This is a genomic window from Ciceribacter lividus (assembly GCF_003337715.1).
Taxonomy (GTDB): Bacteria; Pseudomonadota; Alphaproteobacteria; order Rhizobiales; family Rhizobiaceae; genus Allorhizobium; species Allorhizobium lividum.
Window position 1 is genome coordinate 349,791 of record NZ_QPIX01000002.1, and the last position, 16,067, is coordinate 365,857.

16 protein-coding genes and 1 pseudogene are annotated in these 16,067 nt (G+C 63.0%); 9 read left to right on the forward strand and 8 right to left on the reverse strand.

What is annotated here, in order from left to right:
* The first annotated feature begins 27 nt into the window (after nucleotides 1-27).
* Nucleotides 28-1,080, forward strand: coding sequence for an alpha/beta hydrolase family protein (locus tag DFR48_RS05630; protein ID WP_114362228.1), 1,053 nt, complete (start codon nucleotides 28-30; stop codon nucleotides 1,078-1,080).
* Nucleotides 1,081-1,207: 127 nt separating this feature from the next.
* Here DFR48_RS05630 and DFR48_RS05635 read toward each other — a convergent pair whose 3' ends face one another.
* Nucleotides 1,208-1,465 (reverse strand): YjhX family toxin, encoded by a 258-nt coding sequence (locus DFR48_RS05635; protein WP_114362229.1) that lies wholly within the window; start codon nucleotides 1,463-1,465, stop codon nucleotides 1,208-1,210.
* A gap of 410 nt (nucleotides 1,466-1,875) precedes the next feature.
* Between DFR48_RS05635 and DFR48_RS05640 the strand changes: the two genes are divergently transcribed.
* The 3 genes from DFR48_RS05640 (at nucleotide 1,876) to DFR48_RS05650 (ending at nucleotide 4,507) form a co-directional block, all read left to right on the forward strand.
* Nucleotides 1,876-2,385, forward strand: coding sequence for a GNAT family N-acetyltransferase (locus DFR48_RS05640; protein WP_114362230.1), 510 nt, complete (start codon nucleotides 1,876-1,878; stop codon nucleotides 2,383-2,385).
* Between the two features lie 113 nt (nucleotides 2,386-2,498).
* Nucleotides 2,499-4,001 carry an Asp-tRNA(Asn)/Glu-tRNA(Gln) amidotransferase subunit GatB gene (gene gatB, locus DFR48_RS05645; protein ID WP_114362231.1) on the forward strand — a complete coding sequence of 501 codons (1,503 nt, stop codon included), beginning with the start codon at nucleotides 2,499-2,501 and terminating at the stop codon, nucleotides 3,999-4,001.
* Between the two features lie 8 nt (nucleotides 4,002-4,009).
* The gene (locus DFR48_RS05650) at nucleotides 4,010-4,507 is read left to right on the forward strand and encodes a GNAT family N-acetyltransferase (protein WP_114362327.1); all 498 of its coding nucleotides are present in this window, start codon (nucleotides 4,010-4,012) and stop codon (nucleotides 4,505-4,507) included.
* Nucleotides 4,508-4,513: 6 nt separating this feature from the next.
* Here the strand turns inward: DFR48_RS05650 and DFR48_RS05655 are convergent, their stop codons facing one another.
* Complete coding sequence (locus DFR48_RS05655; protein WP_114362232.1) at nucleotides 4,514-4,951, reverse strand: hypothetical protein; 438 nt, start codon at nucleotides 4,949-4,951, stop codon at nucleotides 4,514-4,516.
* A 58-nt stretch (nucleotides 4,952-5,009) separates the two neighbouring features.
* Between DFR48_RS05655 and DFR48_RS05660 the strand changes: the two genes are divergently transcribed.
* From DFR48_RS05660 to DFR48_RS05670, 3 genes and pseudogenes are all read left to right on the forward strand, one after another.
* Nucleotides 5,010-5,477 (forward strand): GNAT family N-acetyltransferase, encoded by a 468-nt coding sequence (locus tag DFR48_RS05660; RefSeq protein ID WP_114362233.1) that lies wholly within the window; start codon nucleotides 5,010-5,012, stop codon nucleotides 5,475-5,477.
* 105 nt (nucleotides 5,478-5,582) lie between these two features.
* The gene (locus DFR48_RS05665; RefSeq protein ID WP_114362234.1) at nucleotides 5,583-5,981 is read left to right on the forward strand and encodes an NADH:ubiquinone oxidoreductase subunit NDUFA12; all 399 of its coding nucleotides are present in this window, start codon (nucleotides 5,583-5,585) and stop codon (nucleotides 5,979-5,981) included.
* Between the two features lie 95 nt (nucleotides 5,982-6,076).
* Nucleotides 6,077-6,514 (forward strand): annotated as a pseudogene (locus DFR48_RS05670) (DUF2155 domain-containing protein); the annotation flags it as partial.
* Nucleotides 6,515-7,000: 486 nt separating this feature from the next.
* Here DFR48_RS05670 and aat read toward each other — a convergent pair.
* From aat to DFR48_RS05695, 5 genes are all read right to left on the reverse strand, one after another.
* Nucleotides 7,001-7,618 carry a leucyl/phenylalanyl-tRNA--protein transferase gene (gene aat / locus DFR48_RS05675; RefSeq protein ID WP_114362235.1) on the reverse strand — a complete coding sequence of 206 codons (618 nt, stop codon included), beginning with the start codon at nucleotides 7,616-7,618 and terminating at the stop codon, nucleotides 7,001-7,003.
* A 9-nt stretch (nucleotides 7,619-7,627) separates the two neighbouring features.
* On the reverse strand, nucleotides 7,628-8,977 hold the full coding sequence (gene accC / locus DFR48_RS05680; protein WP_114362236.1) for an acetyl-CoA carboxylase biotin carboxylase subunit: 1,350 nt from the start codon (nucleotides 8,975-8,977) through the stop codon (nucleotides 7,628-7,630).
* A gap of 5 nt (nucleotides 8,978-8,982) precedes the next feature.
* Nucleotides 8,983-9,453 carry an acetyl-CoA carboxylase biotin carboxyl carrier protein gene (accB, locus tag DFR48_RS05685; RefSeq protein WP_114362237.1) on the reverse strand — a complete coding sequence of 157 codons (471 nt, stop codon included), beginning with the start codon at nucleotides 9,451-9,453 and terminating at the stop codon, nucleotides 8,983-8,985.
* A 21-nt stretch (nucleotides 9,454-9,474) separates the two neighbouring features.
* Nucleotides 9,475-9,912 carry a type II 3-dehydroquinate dehydratase gene (gene aroQ, locus DFR48_RS05690; RefSeq protein ID WP_112687240.1) on the reverse strand — a complete coding sequence of 146 codons (438 nt, stop codon included), beginning with the start codon at nucleotides 9,910-9,912 and terminating at the stop codon, nucleotides 9,475-9,477.
* Between the two features lie 130 nt (nucleotides 9,913-10,042).
* Complete coding sequence (locus DFR48_RS05695) at nucleotides 10,043-10,804, reverse strand: DsbA family protein (protein WP_114362238.1); 762 nt, start codon at nucleotides 10,802-10,804, stop codon at nucleotides 10,043-10,045.
* Nucleotides 10,805-11,004: 200 nt separating this feature from the next.
* Between DFR48_RS05695 and DFR48_RS05700 the strand changes: the two genes are divergently transcribed.
* A complete protein-coding gene (locus DFR48_RS05700; protein ID WP_114362239.1) occupies nucleotides 11,005-12,171 on the forward strand; it encodes a pyridoxal phosphate-dependent aminotransferase in 1,167 nt (388 codons plus the stop codon).
* Between the two features lie 100 nt (nucleotides 12,172-12,271).
* Complete coding sequence (locus DFR48_RS05705; protein WP_114362240.1) at nucleotides 12,272-12,829, forward strand: GNAT family N-acetyltransferase; 558 nt, start codon at nucleotides 12,272-12,274, stop codon at nucleotides 12,827-12,829.
* A 149-nt stretch (nucleotides 12,830-12,978) separates the two neighbouring features.
* On the opposite strand, the gene DFR48_RS05710 is transcribed toward DFR48_RS05705, so the two are convergent.
* Complete coding sequence (locus DFR48_RS05710) at nucleotides 12,979-15,804, reverse strand: Rne/Rng family ribonuclease (protein ID WP_114362241.1); 2,826 nt, start codon at nucleotides 15,802-15,804, stop codon at nucleotides 12,979-12,981.
* Nucleotides 15,805-16,067 lie beyond the last annotated feature (263 nt).

A 16,067-nucleotide genomic window follows, 5' to 3' on the forward strand; every position in this document is an offset into this window, starting at 1 on the left:
GAGCGTGAACGTCATAGGAGGACGGCTATGAAAGAACTGACGACAATGGTGATAGCGCTTTGCACCATCGTTTCTTCGACGCTGATGACGTACTATCCGGCCGTTGCCGGCGACTATGTCGGGGTGCGTGAGATTGCGGTTCCCTCCAGGGAACGGGGCCGCGATCTTGCCGTTACCGTCTGGTATCCTGCGAACGCGGAGGGCGATCCTGTGACGCTTGGCGAGAGCATCTTCTTTGTGGGGACGCCCGCCTGGCTCGACGGTCCGATCTCGGATGGAAGATTTCCTTTGATACTGCTTTCCCACGGTGCCGGCCTCGCGGGAAACGCGCAAGCCTTGAGCTGGATTGCTGTGCCCTTGGCGCAGCAGGGTTTCATCGTGGCGGCTCCCACGCACCCCGGAAACTCAGGTGCCAGCAGGTCTGCGGCGGAAACGATGAAGCTCTGGCTGCGCCCAGCCGATATCACCGAAACACTGAATGCGATGGAGGACGCCCCTCTCTTCAAAGAACATCTCGAGTTCGATAAGACAGGTATCCTCGGGCTCTCGATGGGAGGCGGCACGGCGTTGGCGATCGCCGGTGCTCGTATCGACCCTGAACGCTTGGCAAGCTATTGCGATACGGATGCTCTCAACCCTTCGCTTTGCGATTGGGTCAGGCAAAGTGGTGTCGATCTGCACGCGATGGATCTGCGATCGGCCGGACGGGATAACCATGACGCGCGCATCGGATTTGCCATGGCAATTGATCCGGCGCCTGCCGATGTCTTCGAAATCGACAGCCTTTCTCGAATCTCAATTCCCGTCGCGCTCGTGAATCTGGGTCAGCCGGGCAAAATCCCTCCCACCCTGCGGGCGGACGAAATCGCAAATGTCATTCCAAACGCAAAATATTCCACGATCGAGGATGCAAGCCATTACAGCATGTTTGCCGAATGCAGACCCGGGGCGGCCGAGATAGCCGAATCCGAAAAGATAGGCGATCCAATCTGCTCGGATGGCGGGGGACGCTCACGCCGCGAAATCCACGTGCAGCTCATCGATATGGTCGTTGCCGCTTTCAGCCGAGCATTGAAATAGGGTCCTTAAGCGCGCTTGCCGGACGTTATTTCACACTTTCGCCAGGGTGCGTCGGATCTCTGCTGTCGAGCGCGTTCAATACTCAGGTTGGAGAGCGGCGCCGGAAGGCGCCGCTTTGAGTTTATAGTCACCTGTTGTCCAGTTCCGCCCTCACCAGCTGCAGACCTCTTTCGGTGATCCGGTAGGGGCGTCCGGCCTTCGAACTGATCGCCTTCAGGCGCTTCAGTTTTCGGAAGAGGAGAAGATCGAAGCCGGGATAGAGCCAGCCGTCGCGCGAGAAGCACCGGGCGTTCTCGATCTTGCGGCTGTCATTGCGGGAAATTTCGATCCGCCCGCCTTGGGCGAGCAGGTGAAGGATGCGCTGTTCGGTGCGCGAAATGTCCATTGTCGTTGATCCGGTGTTCGCGTCCTTCGGAAGGACGCACGAAAACGTATCCGGTGCCGGTCAGGCATCGGGGTTCTGTTCTCGTCGGGCCCATGCGCGCAGATCGTAATCGATCGCGGGCAGGGCCTTCACCGGGTCTGTGACAAACCGTACATCAACACTCCATCGTGCGGAGCTGTTTTTGCCGCATGCCTATGGGCACGTCAAGCGCACGGCGACATCCGCCTCTCAATCCTTTGGCGAATCAGGCAATCGCTCTTCCAAGGATCCCGTAACGTAATGCACGGATGCAAAAGGGAGCGTAGAGAATTGTTTATAAAGGATATTCGCTAACTCAACATCAGCCACTGGCGGTGGACTGGTAAATCTGCATCGGCGGTGTTCTACTGATGCAAAGCGGGGGGCACTTCATGATCACGATCCGCAGTGCACGGCAGGACGAGGCGGCGATCCTTGCCGATGTGGGGCTGCGCGCCTGGGAAAAGGCGATGATCCCCGTCGGCGAAACGAAAGCCATGGTCGAGAATGCGCGCGCCGCCTTCTGGAACTTCGTCAGCTCGGACTGGCTCACGATCACCGTGATCGAGCAGAACGGCGACGTCGCCGGCTGGGCAGCGCGCGAAAACCTGGACGAGGACATCACGGACTTCTGGATCGATCCGGTCTTCCAGGGGCAGGGCCTCGGCACGGCACTGCTCGAAGCCGTCGAGAAGGAAATTCGTCACCTCGGCTTCGAAAAGGCGACGCTCGAGACCCACGCGATGAACCGCGAGGGGCTGCATTTCTTCGAGAAACACGGCTATTCCGTGCACTGGCTGACGGTCGCCTACAACCCCAAGCTCGATCGCGACATTCAGACGGTCGGTCTAGCAAAGCTCTTTGTCGCGCCCGACCCGGTCGGCTACGGCCAGGAATTCTGAACTTGCCCCGAGGCGTCGCTTAACGACGGTCGCGACCGCGTCGAGCCTTGCGCCGCCGCGCCATTTGCTCTACCCAACGGGGTCAGAAATCCCAAGCATGACAAGAGCTCCAGATGACCATTGTTGACACGCGCACGCCTGACCCGAAACGCTTGATCCCCGGCGCCACCGGCGATTGGGAAGTGGTGATCGGTATGGAAGTCCATGCCCAGGTGACCAGCAACGCCAAGCTCTTCTCGGGGGCCTCGACCACCTTCGGCAATGCGCCGAATTCCAATGTCTCGCTCGTCGATGCGGCGATGCCGGGCATGCTGCCGGTGATCAACGAGGAATGCGTCAAGCAGGCGGTCCGCACCGGCCTTGGCCTCAAGGCCAAGATCAACAACCGCTCGATCTTCGACCGCAAGAACTATTTCTATCCGGACCTGCCGCAGGGCTACCAGATCTCGCAGTTCAAGGACCCGATCGTCGGCGAGGGCAGGATCGTGATCTCGCTCGGCCCCGACCGTCAGGGCAATTTCGAGGATATCGAGATCGGCATCGAGCGCCTGCATCTCGAGCAGGATGCCGGCAAGTCGATGCACGACCAGCATCCGACCATGTCCTATGTCGACCTGAACCGCTCTGGCGTCGCGCTGATGGAAATCGTGTCGAAGCCCGATATGCGTTCCTCCGACGAGGCCAAGGCCTACATGACCAAGCTGCGCTCGATCGTGCGTTACCTCGGCACCTGCGACGGCAACATGGACGAAGGCTCGATGCGCGCCGACGTCAACGTTTCCGTGCGCAAGCCGGGCGGCGCCTTCGGCACGCGCTGCGAGATCAAGAACGTCAACTCCATCCGCTTCATCGGTCAGGCGATCGAATACGAGGCCCGTCGCCAGATCGCCATCCTCGAGGACGGCGGCGAGATCGACCAGGAAACCCGCCTCTTCGACCCCGGCAAGGGCGAAACCCGCGCCATGCGGTCGAAAGAAGAGGCGCATGACTATCGTTACTTCCCGGATCCGGACCTCCTGCCGCTCGAATTCGACGATGCCTTCGTCGAGGCCCTGAAGAAGGACCTGCCGGAACTGCCCGACGACAAGAAGGCTCGCTTCGTCGCCGACCTCGGCCTCTCGGTCTATGACGCTTCTGTGCTCGTCTCGGAAAAGGCGATCGCCGACTATTTCGAGGCCGTGGCCGAGGGCCGCGACGGCAAGGCCGCTGCCAACTGGGTCATCAACGACCTGCTCGGTGCTTTGAACAAGGCCGGCAAGGGCATCGAGGAGACGCCCGTCTCGCCCGCCCAGCTCGGCGGCATCATCGACCTCATCAGGGACGGCACGATCTCCGGCAAGATCGCCAAGGATCTCTTCGAGATCGTCTGGAACGAGGGCGGTGACCCGGCGGCGATCGTCGAGAGCCGCGGCATGAAGCAGGTGACCGACACCGGAGCGATCGAGAAGGCGGTCGACGAGATCATCGCCGCCAACCCTGACCAGGTTGCCAAGGTGCTCGCCAAGCCGACACTTGCCGGCTGGTTCGTCGGCCAGGTGATGAAGGCGACCGGCGGCAAGGCCAATCCGCAGGCCGTGCAGGCGCTCGTCAAGCTGAAGCTCGGAATCGAGGAGTGATGGCAGCGATGTTCTTCGTCCGCACGGCCAGCGAGCGCGATGTCGAAGCGCTACGCGGCCTGCTGGCCGAGACCTTCCATGCCACCTATGACGGCTTCTACGGGCCGGAGAAGGTGCAGCAGCTCGTCGATGCCTGGCATTCGCTGCCGGCGCTGAGAGCCCGCGTCGCCCAGAAGGAAGGCGAGTTCCTCGTCGCCGACGATGGCCGGCGGCTCGGCGGCATGGCCTATGCCGCCATGTCGAAGACGATGACCAAGACCGCCATGCTGCACCAGCTCTACGTGCGTCCGTCCTGCCAGCGCGCGGGGATTGGCCGCGATCTCTTTGCCGAGCTGGAAACCTGCTTTCCGGATGCCGAGATCATGCGTCTGGAGGTCGAACCGCGAAACGCTGCGGCGATCGCCTTCTACGAGGCGCACGGCTTCGTCGAGGTCGACCGCACGACGAGCTGCGGCGGCCCCGATTCGGGACTGCCGGCGATCATTATGGAAAAGCCGCTCGGCTGAGCGACGTCACTGTTCGGAAGGCGCGTCCTCGCTGTTGCCATCCTCGTCATAGAGGAGGACGGCCGAGCATTCGGAAAGATCGGGACGCCGCTCCCGGTCGCAGGCGACCTTGGCGGCGGCGAGCGCCGCCTCCTTGCTCTCCCAACCGCAATAGAATTCCTGCCAATGGAGGCCTTCGGTGTGCAGGATCGAGACCTGGACGCTGTAGAGCGCCGGGAAACAGTAGGTCATCGCGACGCAATCTTCTTCGGTGCCGCCGCCGTCGACGCACTGCTTCCGGGCGCAGGCAAAGGCCGCGTCGGCATCCGCTCCGGTGCAGACGCCGCTACTCATTTCCGGCGCCTGCACGAAGGCGATCCCCATGCGGCCGCCTTCCTCCGCAAGAGCCGCCGGCATGGACAAAACTAGCGCAAGAAAGAGCGTGCAAGCGCTGCGACAGATCATGTAAGTCTTCCCCCCGTTCCACTGATTTGCAGGAAGTCCCGCACGCGAAGGACCATACATGGATACCGAGTCTGTCACCATCAGGAAGGCCGTGCACGGGGATGTGCCGGCGATCGTCGCGATGTTCGCAAGCGATTCGCTGGGTGGCCACGGCGATACGACGGACCCGGCGGCGCTCCCCGCTTATATGGCGGCTTTCCGCCGCATCGAGCAGTCCCCGAACGAGACCCTCTACGTGGCCATGAAAGACGGGGAGGTGGTCGGAACCTGCCAGACCCTGATCACCACGACCCTGACCGGGCGCGGTGGCTCCTCGATGATCATCGAGGCGGTGCATACGCGCACGGATTGCCGGGGGCAGGGGATCGGCGAGGTGATGATCCGTTTCTGCCTCGACGAGGCGCGCCGGCAAGGCTTGCGGAAGGTTCAACTGACCTCCAACGCCAAGCGAACGGACGCCCACCGCTTCTACGGGCGGCTCGGTTTCGAGGCGAGCCATCTCGGCTTCAAGTTGACGCTGAAATGACGGTTGACGAGCCGCGAAACACTGGACAATCGGTCCCCGAGGCGGCATAAGCGGGGAACTGTTGAACCCGAGCGCCGTTCGGGCGTCGGAGCCGAAGGACGAGACATGAAGCAGCTTCTGTTGCAAATTTTCACCTGGTGGAACGGCCAGACCCTGGGCACGCGCTTCTTCACCTGGCGCAATGGCAAGCGCGTCGGCGAAGACGAGTTCGGCAATGTCTACTACGAGGGCGGTATGACCTCTTTCGGTCTTCCGCGCCGCTGGGTCATCTACAACGGCTATGCCGAGGCTTCGACGATTTCGGCCGACTGGCACGGCTGGATGCATCACCGCACCGACGTTCCTCCGACCAAGGAGGACTACAAGGCGCGCGAGTGGCAGAAGCCCCATCGCCCGAACTACACCGGTTCCTCGCTCGCCTATCGTCCGCAGGGCTCGATCGCCGTTCCGGGCGAGCGTCCGCGCGTCACCGGCGACTACGACGCCTGGACGCCCGGCAACTGACACCGGTTTTGGCCACAATTGACGTTTAGCCGCTTTGGTGGGCGTTGCCTTCTCCCGGAGGAGCAGCGTCGGCAGGACGGCTGGAGACTGGAGATATGAAGCTTTTCGGAAACGGCATCGGGCTTGGCGCGGCCTCCTTTCTTGCGCTGACGACCGCCGTTTCCCTGCTGTCGGCCGCAAGTGCGGCGAGAGCGGAGCGTATCGCCAATCCGGTTGCGCAGTTCGCCGGCATCGACAAGATCACCGGGCGCATCACCTCGTTTGATGTCTACGTCAACGAGACCGTGCAGTTCGGTGCACTGCAGGTGACGCCGAAGGTCTGCTATTCCCGTGACGACGCGGAGGCCCAGAAGATCGATGCGTTCATCGAGGTCGATGAGATCACCCTCGACCGCAAGATTCGTCGCATTTTTTCCGGCTGGATGTTTGCCGACAGCCCGGCGCTGAACGCCGTCGAGCACGCGATCTACGACGTGTGGCTGACCGGCTGCAAGTCGTCGTCGGACGTTCCGGCGCCAGAGGGCGTCGAGGCTGCTCATCCCGCTCCCGTGCCGGTTTCGGAGGCACAGAAGGCCAACGAGACGCAGAAGGCGACCGCAAGCTCTGAAAGTCAGGCGGTTGCGCCGGTGAGCGAACAGCCGCAGCCGGCAGGCGAAAGTGCCGTAGCGCCAGCAGAAACTGCGCCCGCCCCGCAGGACAGCGGCACGCTGCAACCGCCGCAGCAGGACGCCATTCCGCCGCTCGGTGCCCCGCGGGAAATCCCGGACAACGCACCCGGCGACGCCTTGCCGCCGCTCGATGATTCTCAGCAGATACAGGGTGTCGCGCCGGACGAAGCGTTGCCGTCGCTCGAAGAACTCCGACCGGTGCCGGACAATGCGCCGGGAGACCTCCTGCCGCCGCTCGATATTCCGCAGGGTGCCGAAGAGATGCCGCAGGGGCAGCCCGTGCCGCAGGCCCCGGTGACGAAGCCGGGAAGTGTCGGGCTGTTCTGACGTCCTGATGCCCGCGTCGCCGCGTTAGACGAACGCGATATCCGGTCCGGCCACCGCCTTTTCCAACAATTGCCCATACTGGTCCTTCGGCACGTCGATCGCGCCGAAGGTCTTCAGGTGCTCTGTGGTGAACTGCGTGTCGAGCAGCGTGAAACCACGTTCCTTCAGGCGTTCGACGAGGTGGACGAGGCAGATTTTCGAGGCGTTGGTGCGCCGGGCGAACATGCTCTCACCGAAGAAGGCAGAGCCGAGAGAGACGCCGTAGAGCCCGCCGACGAGTTCGTCGCCCTCCCAGGCTTCGACGCTGTGGGCATGGCCCATCCGGTGGAGCGCGCGGTAGAGATCCTTGATCGTCTGGTTGATCCAGGTGCTCGGCCGGTCTTCGGCCGCTTCGGCGCATTTGTCCAGGACGAGGTCGAAGGCGGTATCGTAACGGATGTCAAAGGGCCTGTGGCGGATCGCTTTCGCAAGGCTCTTCGAAACGTGGAACTGGTCGAGGGGAATGATGCCGCGGAGTTCCGGCTCGACCCAGAAGATTTCCGGATCGTCCGCCGATTCCGCCATCGGAAAGAGGCCGATGGAATAGGCGCGCAGCAGGATCTCCGGAGTGATCGAATGGTCTCTGCTGCGCGGCCCTGCCATTGGCGTTCTTCAGGCGGAGGTTCTGGCCAGATAGTCCTCCAGCCAGTGGATGTCGTAGTCGCCATTCGCGATGTCCTGATTGGCGATCAGGTCCTGGAACAGCGGCAGGGTTGTCTTGATGCCGTCGATGACGAATTCGTCGAGCACGCGGCGCAGGCGCATCATGCATTCGACGCGGGTACGCCCGTGCACGATCAGCTTGCCGATCAGGCTGTCGTAGTAGGGCGGGATCTTGTAGCCCTGATAGGCACCCGAATCGACGCGCACGCCGAGACCGCCCGGTGCATGGAAGTGCGTGATCGTGCCGGGGGAGGGCACGAAGGTGCGCGGATCCTCGGCGTTGATACGGCATTCGATGGCGTGGCCGGAGAAGGTGACCTCGTCCTGCGTCACCGAGAGACCGGCGCCCGACGCGATGCGGATCTGCTCGTGCACGAGGTCGATGCCGGTGATCGCTTCGGTGATCGGATGCTCCACCTGCAGACGGGTGTTCATCTCGATGAAGTAGAATTCGCCGTTCTCATAGAGGAATTCGACCGTGCCGGCGCCACGATACTTCATCTTCTTCATGGCGTCGGCGCAGATCTGGCCGATCCTCATGCGCTGCTCGACGTTGAGGGCCGGAGAATTCGCCTCTTCCCAGACCTTCTGGTGGCGACGCTGCAGCGAGCAATCGCGTTCGCCGAGGTGGATCGCGTTGCCTTCACCGTCGCCGAGCACCTGGATCTCGATGTGCCGCGGCTTGCCGAGGTACTTTTCCATGTAGACGGCCGGGTTGCCGAAGGCAGCCGCCGCTTCGCTCCGGGCGGTGTTGAAGGCTTCTTCGAGCTCGCCTTCGGTCTTGGCGACCTTCATGCCACGGCCGCCGCCGCCGGCGGTCGCCTTGATGAGAACCGGAAAGCCGATCCGGTGCGCGGTGGCCATCAGGTTGTCTTCGGTCACCTCACCGTCGGAACCCGGAACGACCGGAATGCCGAGTTCCATCGCCGTCTGCTTGGCGGTGATCTTGTCACCCATCAGGCGGATGTGCTCGGCCGTCGGCCCGATGAAGGTGATGCCGTGCGCATCGAGGATATCGGCGAACTTGGCGTTTTCCGAAAGGAAACCGTAGCCCGGATGGACAGCGTCGGCACCGGTGATCTCGCAGGCCGCGACGATCTGGTGGATGTTGAGATAGCTTTCGCGCGAGGGCGGCGGGCCGATGCAGACGCTCTCGTCGGCGAGACGGACATGCATTGCGTCCGCATCCGCCGTCGAGTGTACGGCCACCGTGGCGATGCCGAGCTCCTTGCAGGCGCGCAGGACGCGCAGGGCGATTTCGCCGCGATTGGCAATCAGGATCTTCGAAATACCGCTCATGGGCCTCACTCGATGATCAGCATGGGCTCGCCGTACTCGACGGGCCGGGCATCCTCGATCAGAATTTCCACGACCTTGCCGGAACGCGGGGCCGGGATCTGGTTCATCGTCTTCATCGCTTCGATGATGAGAAGTGTCTGGCCTTCCTTGACGATCGAGCCGACCTCGACGAAGGGACGGGCGCCCGGGGCGGGGGAGAGATAGGCGGTGCCGACCATCGGCGCGGTGACCGCATTCGCAAGATTGCGTGCCGGCTCGGCGGCAACTGCCGGAGCGGCGGCAACCGGGGCCGGGGCGGCCGCGGGAACCTGGTAGGCCGGGGCCTGCTGCATGGCGACCATCTGTGGACCGGAGCGCGAGACGCGGATTCTCAGGTCGTCCTGTTCGACTTCGATCTCGGTCAGATCGGTCTCGTTGAGGATGTTCGCGAGGTCACGGATCAGCGCCTGATCGATTCCCGATTTCTTTTCAGCCATGGATGAGGTCCTATATTCTTGTTATTGCGTGATGTTTTTCAGCGCGTGCAGCGCCAGGATGTAGCTGTGGGGGCCAAAGCCGCAGATCATGCCCTTGGCGGCCGGCGCGATCATCGACTTGTGGCGGAATTCTTCCCGCGCGTGGATATTGGAGATGTGCACTTCGACGACCGGCACAGAGATCGCGCGGATGGCGTCGTGCAGTGCGATCGAGGTATGTCCGTAGGCGCCGGGATTGATCGCGACGCCGACCGCCGCGTCATTGGCCTCGTGCAGCCAGTCGACGAGCCTGCCCTCGTGGTTGCTCTGGCGGAAGTCGACATGGAAGCCGAGCGCGTCACCCGCTTCCTTGCAGTCGGCCTCGATATCAACGAGGGTCTTGCCGCCATAGATGCCGGGCTCGCGTTTGCCGAGCATGTTCAGATTGGGGCCGTTCAGCACGAAGATCGTTTTGCTCATGAGGGGTCCGTCTCTCTTCAACCGCCTCCTATAGACTGAGAGGCCCGCAAGGGAAAGCCCCCTGCGGGCCAGACGCTGGAGTTCCCCCGACTTTGCGGGGGAGAGAGGGGCTGAGACGTCTCTCCGGCACTCAGCAGGCGGTGCGGCCGCAGCTGCGGACGTTCGCGACCTTCTCCTCGATCGCGTTCGAGCCGATGGCGCCGAACACCGCTTCGTTGCCGACGATGTAGGAGGGGGTGCCGGTGATGCCGAGGCTGGTCGCGAGCTGATAGGCCTCGCGGACGGATTCGTCGTTCGGGCTCTCGGCCATCTTCTTGCGGATATCGGCCTCTTCGACACCGAGCGAGGCGGCGACTTCGATCGCGCGCGCCTCATTGGCGCGGCCCTCGCCACCGAGCAGCGCGCGGTGGAACTCACCGTACTTTTCCGGCGCGATCTTCCGGAAGGCATCCGAGACCTTGTGCGCGGCTTCCGAATCCGGCCCGAGGATCGGGAATTCCTTCAGCACGAAGCGCACGTTCTTGTCGCCGGCAATGATCGAGTCCATGTCGGAAAGGGCGCGCTTGCAGTAGCCGCAATTGTAGTCGAAGAACTCGACGATCGTGATGTCACCCTGCGGATTACCGAGGGAGAGATCGTACTTCGAGGCAAAGAGCGCCTCCTTGTTGCTGTCGACTGCGGCCGAAGCCTGCCGCTGCCGCGCCTCCTGCTGCTTCTTTTCGAGCGCGTCCTGCACGTCGAGCATGATCTCGGGGTTCTCGATCAGGTATTCCTTGATGAACTCGCCGAATTCCTTCTTCTGCTGTTCGTCGAGCGCATTCACCGTCGTCGGCAGTGCTGCGGGCAGGAGGGCGAGGGCCGCAACAGCGAGATGTTTGAACGTCAGGGGCATGTCATTCCTCGTAAGGACCGTCGGGGCGCTGCCGACAGCCGGCTGGTTCCATCGGAACCGATTGGATTCGTCATCAATGTAGTGTCTGGAGCACGGAATGGAAGGTCGAAAAATGGCCCCTCCGCACCAATCTCACCATTGTGAACACTGCAATAATACGGCAAATGTCGGGCGCCCCTCCCGATGCGAGAGAATTGCCCGTGGTCACCATCTCCAAACGCAGTGCCGTCGAACCCTTCCACGCCATGGATGTGCTCGCCGAAGCCACCAGGCGCCGGCAGGCCGGCAAGCCGGTCATCTCCATGGCCGTCGGCCAACCCGGTCATCCTGCTCCGCAAGCGGCTCTTGCCGCGGCCCGGACAGCCCTCGATCATGGCCGGATCGGCTACACCGACGCGCTCGGCACCGGCGAACTGCGGCAGGCGCTTGCCGACTATTATCGCCGGCGGCACGGTGTTGCCGTCGATGCCGGACGGATCATCGTCACGACGGGCTCGTCGGCCGCCTTCAATCTCGCCTTTCTCGGTCTTTTCGACGTGGGCGATGCAGTGGCGATTGCAAGGCCCGGATACCCTGCCTACCGCAACATCCTGAAGGCGCTCGGCCTGACTGTCGTTGAAGTGCCGGTCAATGCCGGAACGCACTTCACCCTGACGCCCGAAAGCCTCGAAAACGCGCAGCGCGAAGCGGGGCTGCGGCTGAAGGGCGTTCTGCTCGCAAGCCCCGCCAATCCGACCGGGACTGTGACCGGCAAGGCGCAGCTCGGAGACCTGGCGCGCTATTGCGAGGGGGAGGGGATCAGTCTCATCTCCGACGAGATCTACCACGGCCTGACCTTCTCCGGCGACGAGGCGAGCGCGCTGGAGATCGGCGACCGCGCGGTCATCATCAACTCCTTCTCGAAATACTACTGCATGACCGGCTGGCGCGTGGGCTGGATGGTGGTTCCGCCGGAACTCGTCCGCCCGCTCGAATGCCTGGCGCAGAGCCTGTATATTTCGGCGCCAGAGCTCTCGCAGATCGCGGCGGTTGCGGCTCTGGGCGCCGGCGAAGAACTGGAGCACTACAAGGCGAGCTGCCGCGCCAATCGCGACTATCTCATGGAGAGGCTGCCGACGCTCGGACTGCCCTTGCTTTCGCCGATGGACGGAGCCTTCTACGCCTATGTCGACGTCAGCCGTCACACCAATGACAGCATGGCCTTTGCCCGCGAGATGCTTTCGGCAATCGACGTCGCGGCAACGCCAGGCCTCGACTTCGATCCGGTGGAGGGCCACCGCGCGATGCGTTTCTCCTATGCCGGCACCATGGCGGAAATGGTCGAAGCGCTCGACCGCATCGAGCACTGGCTGAAGGCCAGGTCGTGAAAACGGCTGGAGAACAACGCTTCCGGAGGTTTGCGCAATCAATTTGCAAGACCTACGGCCGGAAGAAGCATCCACCTATTTGCAGCACAAGGACCTGAGAATGTCAGATTATCTCGTGTGTGACCCGGTCTTCTCCGCGCCGGAACTCCTGACGCCACGCACCCGCATGCGCGGCCACCGCGTGGACGACTTCCATGCGATGGTGCGCATGTGGAGTGACGAAGCGGTGGTTCGCTTCATCTCGGGCAGGCCGTCGACACCCGCGGAGACCTGGTCGCGACTGCTCCGCTATATCGGTCACTGGCGAGCGCTCGCCTTCGGCTACTGGGTGGTGGAGGATCGCGAGACGGGTGCCTATCTCGGCGAGGTGGGATTTGCGGACTTCAAGCGGGATATGGAACCGTCCCTCGACGGAATTCCCGAGGCCGGCTGGGCGCTCGTTCCCGATATCCACGGCAAGGGGATTGCGACCGAGGCGGTGCGCGCCGCCCTCGGCTGGGCCGACGCCCATTTCGTCGGCAGCAAGACAGCGTGCATTCTCAATCCGGATCATACAGCATCCGTCCGTGTCGCGGAGAAATGCGGGTTCGTGTCATGCGGAAGCGCAACAATCGGGACCGCACCGGTTCTTCTGATGGAAAGGGAGAGAGACGGCTGATCGCGCCAGCCGGAAGGCCTTGCTGGGGGAGTTGTCGATAGGAATACGCCCGACAAAGAGCCTCTCGCAAGCGACGCTGGCCTCGCCGGAAATGCGAAACGGCCGCCCAATGGGCGGCCGTTTCGTGTTCAGACCTGGGAGCGGCTATCTCAGAAGAAGCCGCGCTTCTGCCACCAGCCACCCTTTTTCGGCTTTTCGCCTTCGCCTTCCGGCGTCGACGATTTCACCGATGTGACGACTGGTTCGGAGGAGGCGACGTTCGACTGGCGATTGGCACGAGCCGGCTTTGCCGGTTCCGCAGCCTCTTCGGTGACAGGTTCCTCGGTGACTGCCTCTTCGGCAACAGGTTCCTCGGCGAGCGCTGCGCTCTTCTCCGCGACCTCGGGTTCGACCGGCGCCGCTTCGGCGAGGATCGGCTCCTCGACCGGCGAGACGGCGACCTTGGCCTTGCGGGTGCGGCGCGGCTTGCGGGCTGCAGGCTCCTCGACCGACTCGATCGCCGCCATGGCGGACGATTCTTCGGTCACCGTTTCTTCGGCGATCGCCTCGCTCACTTCGGCGGTGGTTTCTTCATCCTCCGCCTCCGTTTCGTCGCCTTCTGCGCCTGCGGCTTCCGCCGCGCCTTCCTCGCCCGGACGGCTGCGGCGGCCACCACGCTTGCCGCGGCGGCGACGCTTGCGCTTCTGACCTTCTTCGGAGGTCTGCTCATCAACCTCGGCGGAGGCGGCTACGGCGCCTTCCTCTTCGCCCTCATCCTCGTCTTCGTCCTCGTCGAGGCCGTTGTGCGCGGATGCAGAGGCCGTTTCACCGTTACCGTTTCCGTTGCGGCCACGCCGGCGGCGACGGCGCTTGCGCTTGCGGCCCTGTTGCTCCTCGCCGGCGCCTGCCTGCGGGGCCGAGGCCGCTTCCATAGCTTCCTCTTCTTCCTCTTCCTCCGGCTCGATGTAGATTTCCTCCTCCTCTTCGGGTTCGGAGATCACCGGCATCAGGCTTTCGATCTTGACGGGATTGAGAACCGGCTCGCCACGGTCGATCGCAAAATGCTGTGATCCGACGCTGTCGTCGGAGTCAACCACGATCGAAACGCCGAAGCGGTGTTCGTAATCGACGATGGTGCCGCGCTTGTGGTTCAGGAGGTAGAGCGCCGTTTCCGGCGTCGTGCGCACGGTGATGTCGTGCGTCGTGCTCTTCAGGAGGTATTCCTCGATGCCGCGCAGGACATGCAGCGCGACGGAGGACTGCGACCGGATGAGGCCGGTGCCGCCGCAGTGCGGGCAGAGCTGCGTCGTCGATTCGAGAACCGAGGCGCGGATGCGCTGGCGCGACATCTCGAGCAGACCGAAATGCGAGATCCGTCCGACCTGGATGCGGGCACGGTCGTTCTTCAGGCAATCCTTCAGCTTCTTCTCGACGGCGCGGTTGTTGCGCTTTTCTTCCATGTCGATGAAGTCGATGACGATGAGGCCGGCAAGGTCGCGCAGACGGAGCTGACGCGCGACTTCCTCGGCCGCTTCGAGGTTCGTCTGCAGAGCAGTGTCCTCGATCGAGTGCTCGCGCGTCGAGCGGCCGGAGTTGACGTCGATCGCTACCAGCGCTTCGGTCTGGTTGATGATGATGTAGCCGCCGGACTTCAGCGTCACCTGCGGCTGCAGCATGCGGTCGAGCTGGGCCTCGATGCCGGAGCGCGAGAAGATCGGGTGAATGTCGCGATAGGGCTGTACGACCTTTGCATGGCTCGGCATCAGCATCTTCATGAAGTCTTTCGCTTCACGATAGCCGTCTTCGCCGGCGACGACGATCTCGCCGATATCCTTGTTGTAGAGGTCGCGGATCGATCGCTTGATGAGCGAGCCTTCCTCGTAGACGAGGCAGGGCGCGGTCGAACTCAGCGTCAGCGTCCGGACGTTTTCCCAAAGCCGCATCAGGTATTCGAAGTCGCGCTTGATCTCGACCTTGGTGCGGTTGGCGCCGGCCGTGCGCAGGATGACGCCCATGCCCTGCGGCACTTCGAGACCGCGGGCGATTTCCTTCAGCCGCTTGCGGTCGGCCGGGTTGGTGATCTTGCGGGAGATGCCGCCGCCACGTGCGGTGTTCGGCATCAGCACGGAATAGCGACCGGCGAGCGAAAGGTACGTGGTGAGGGCCGCGCCCTTGTTGCCGCGTTCTTCCTTGGCGACCTGCACGAGCAGGATCTGCCGGCGCTTGATGACTTCCTGGATGCGGTACAGCTTGCGGGGCTTGCGCACGACGCGATCCGGAACCTCTTCCATCGCGTCCTCGGCGCCGACGGATTCGATTTCTTCCTTTTCACCGTCGTTGTCGCCGTCATCGTCATCGTCGAAATCGTCACGGCCGCGGCGACCGCCGGCTTCTTCGGAGATTTCGTCCATGTCGACCATGGCGGCCATGGTGTTGCCGCCTTCGCTGCCGCCGTCTTCGTCCGTCGCCTGCGCACCGGCTTCTTCCGGCTGCTCGGCTGCGGCCTCCGTGGCTTTCTTGCCGCGCGGCTTGCGGGCACGCCGCGCCTTCGGCTTGGCGGCAGGCTCCTCGGCGGCCTCGGCCGGGGCTTCTTCCGCCGCGGCCGGTTCAGCGGCGAGTTCCGCCTCTTCGGCCGAAGAGGAGGCTTCCGCGGCTTGCGCTGCGGCCGGCGCTTCTTGTTCCGCATCGCCTTCGTCGGCGCGGCGGTGCTCTTCTGCCTCGGCGCTCAGGAGCGCCTGGCGATCCGCGAGCGGGATCTGGTAGTAATCGGGATGGATTTCGGCGAAAGCCAGGAAACCGTGGCGGTTGCCGCCGTAATCGACGAAGGCGGCCTGCAGGGAGGGCTCGACCCGCGTAACCTTTGCCAGATAGATGTTGCCCCTGATCTGCTTCTTATGCTGGGACTCGAAGTCGAATTCTTCTATCCGGTTACCACGAACGACGACAACGCGAGTCTCTTCCTCGTGAGACGCGTCGATAAGCATTCTGTCTGCCATGTAAGTTGTGCTCCTCGGCGCCTTCGCGGCAAGATCGAGTCGCACGTTGCTGGAACGGGCGAGAGATATCTTGGGGATGCGCCGGATATAGATGTCTTCGTCCGGTGGGGTGAGCGAGCAGCAACTGAACAGCTTCCGGGGCGCCGAGCGCTCCAAATCCGCTGATGTTTCTGACTACCTGCTGCAACGACATCAAAGACCGAACAAAAACGACAATGCCATAGGCCCTTGGGCCCGATGAATGCTCACAAAGAGCGTTTGGT

What these genes read in the sequence shown, in the direction of transcription:
- DFR48_RS05640 (WP_114362230.1), top strand. Translation starts at nt 1,876, where the DNA reads ATGATCACGATCCGCAGTGCACGGCAGGACGAGGCGGCGATCCTTGCC.
- DFR48_RS05695 (WP_114362238.1), bottom strand. Translation starts at nt 10,804, where the DNA reads ATGCCCCTGACGTTCAAACATCTCGCTGTTGCGGCCCTCGCCCTCCTG.
- DFR48_RS05655 (WP_114362232.1), bottom strand. Translation starts at nt 4,951, where the DNA reads ATGATCTGTCGCAGCGCTTGCACGCTCTTTCTTGCGCTAGTTTTGTCC.
- accB (WP_114362237.1), bottom strand. Translation starts at nt 9,453, where the DNA reads ATGGCTGAAAAGAAATCGGGAATCGATCAGGCGCTGATCCGTGACCTC.
- DFR48_RS05630 (WP_114362228.1), top strand. Translation starts at nt 28, where the DNA reads ATGAAAGAACTGACGACAATGGTGATAGCGCTTTGCACCATCGTTTCT.
- DFR48_RS05650 (WP_114362327.1), top strand. Translation starts at nt 4,010, where the DNA reads ATGTTCTTCGTCCGCACGGCCAGCGAGCGCGATGTCGAAGCGCTACGC.
- DFR48_RS05705 (WP_114362240.1), top strand. Translation starts at nt 12,272, where the DNA reads ATGTCAGATTATCTCGTGTGTGACCCGGTCTTCTCCGCGCCGGAACTC.
- gatB (WP_114362231.1), top strand. Translation starts at nt 2,499, where the DNA reads ATGACCATTGTTGACACGCGCACGCCTGACCCGAAACGCTTGATCCCC.
- DFR48_RS05665 (WP_114362234.1), top strand. Translation starts at nt 5,583, where the DNA reads ATGAAGCAGCTTCTGTTGCAAATTTTCACCTGGTGGAACGGCCAGACC.
- DFR48_RS05710 (WP_114362241.1), bottom strand. Translation starts at nt 15,804, where the DNA reads ATGGCAGACAGAATGCTTATCGACGCGTCTCACGAGGAAGAGACTCGC.
- aroQ (WP_112687240.1), bottom strand. Translation starts at nt 9,912, where the DNA reads ATGAGCAAAACGATCTTCGTGCTGAACGGCCCCAATCTGAACATGCTC.
- DFR48_RS05635 (WP_114362229.1), bottom strand. Translation starts at nt 1,465, where the DNA reads ATGGACATTTCGCGCACCGAACAGCGCATCCTTCACCTGCTCGCCCAA.
- accC (WP_114362236.1), bottom strand. Translation starts at nt 8,977, where the DNA reads ATGAGCGGTATTTCGAAGATCCTGATTGCCAATCGCGGCGAAATCGCC.
- DFR48_RS05660 (WP_114362233.1), top strand. Translation starts at nt 5,010, where the DNA reads ATGGATACCGAGTCTGTCACCATCAGGAAGGCCGTGCACGGGGATGTG.
- aat (WP_114362235.1), bottom strand. Translation starts at nt 7,618, where the DNA reads ATGGCAGGGCCGCGCAGCAGAGACCATTCGATCACTCCGGAGATCCTG.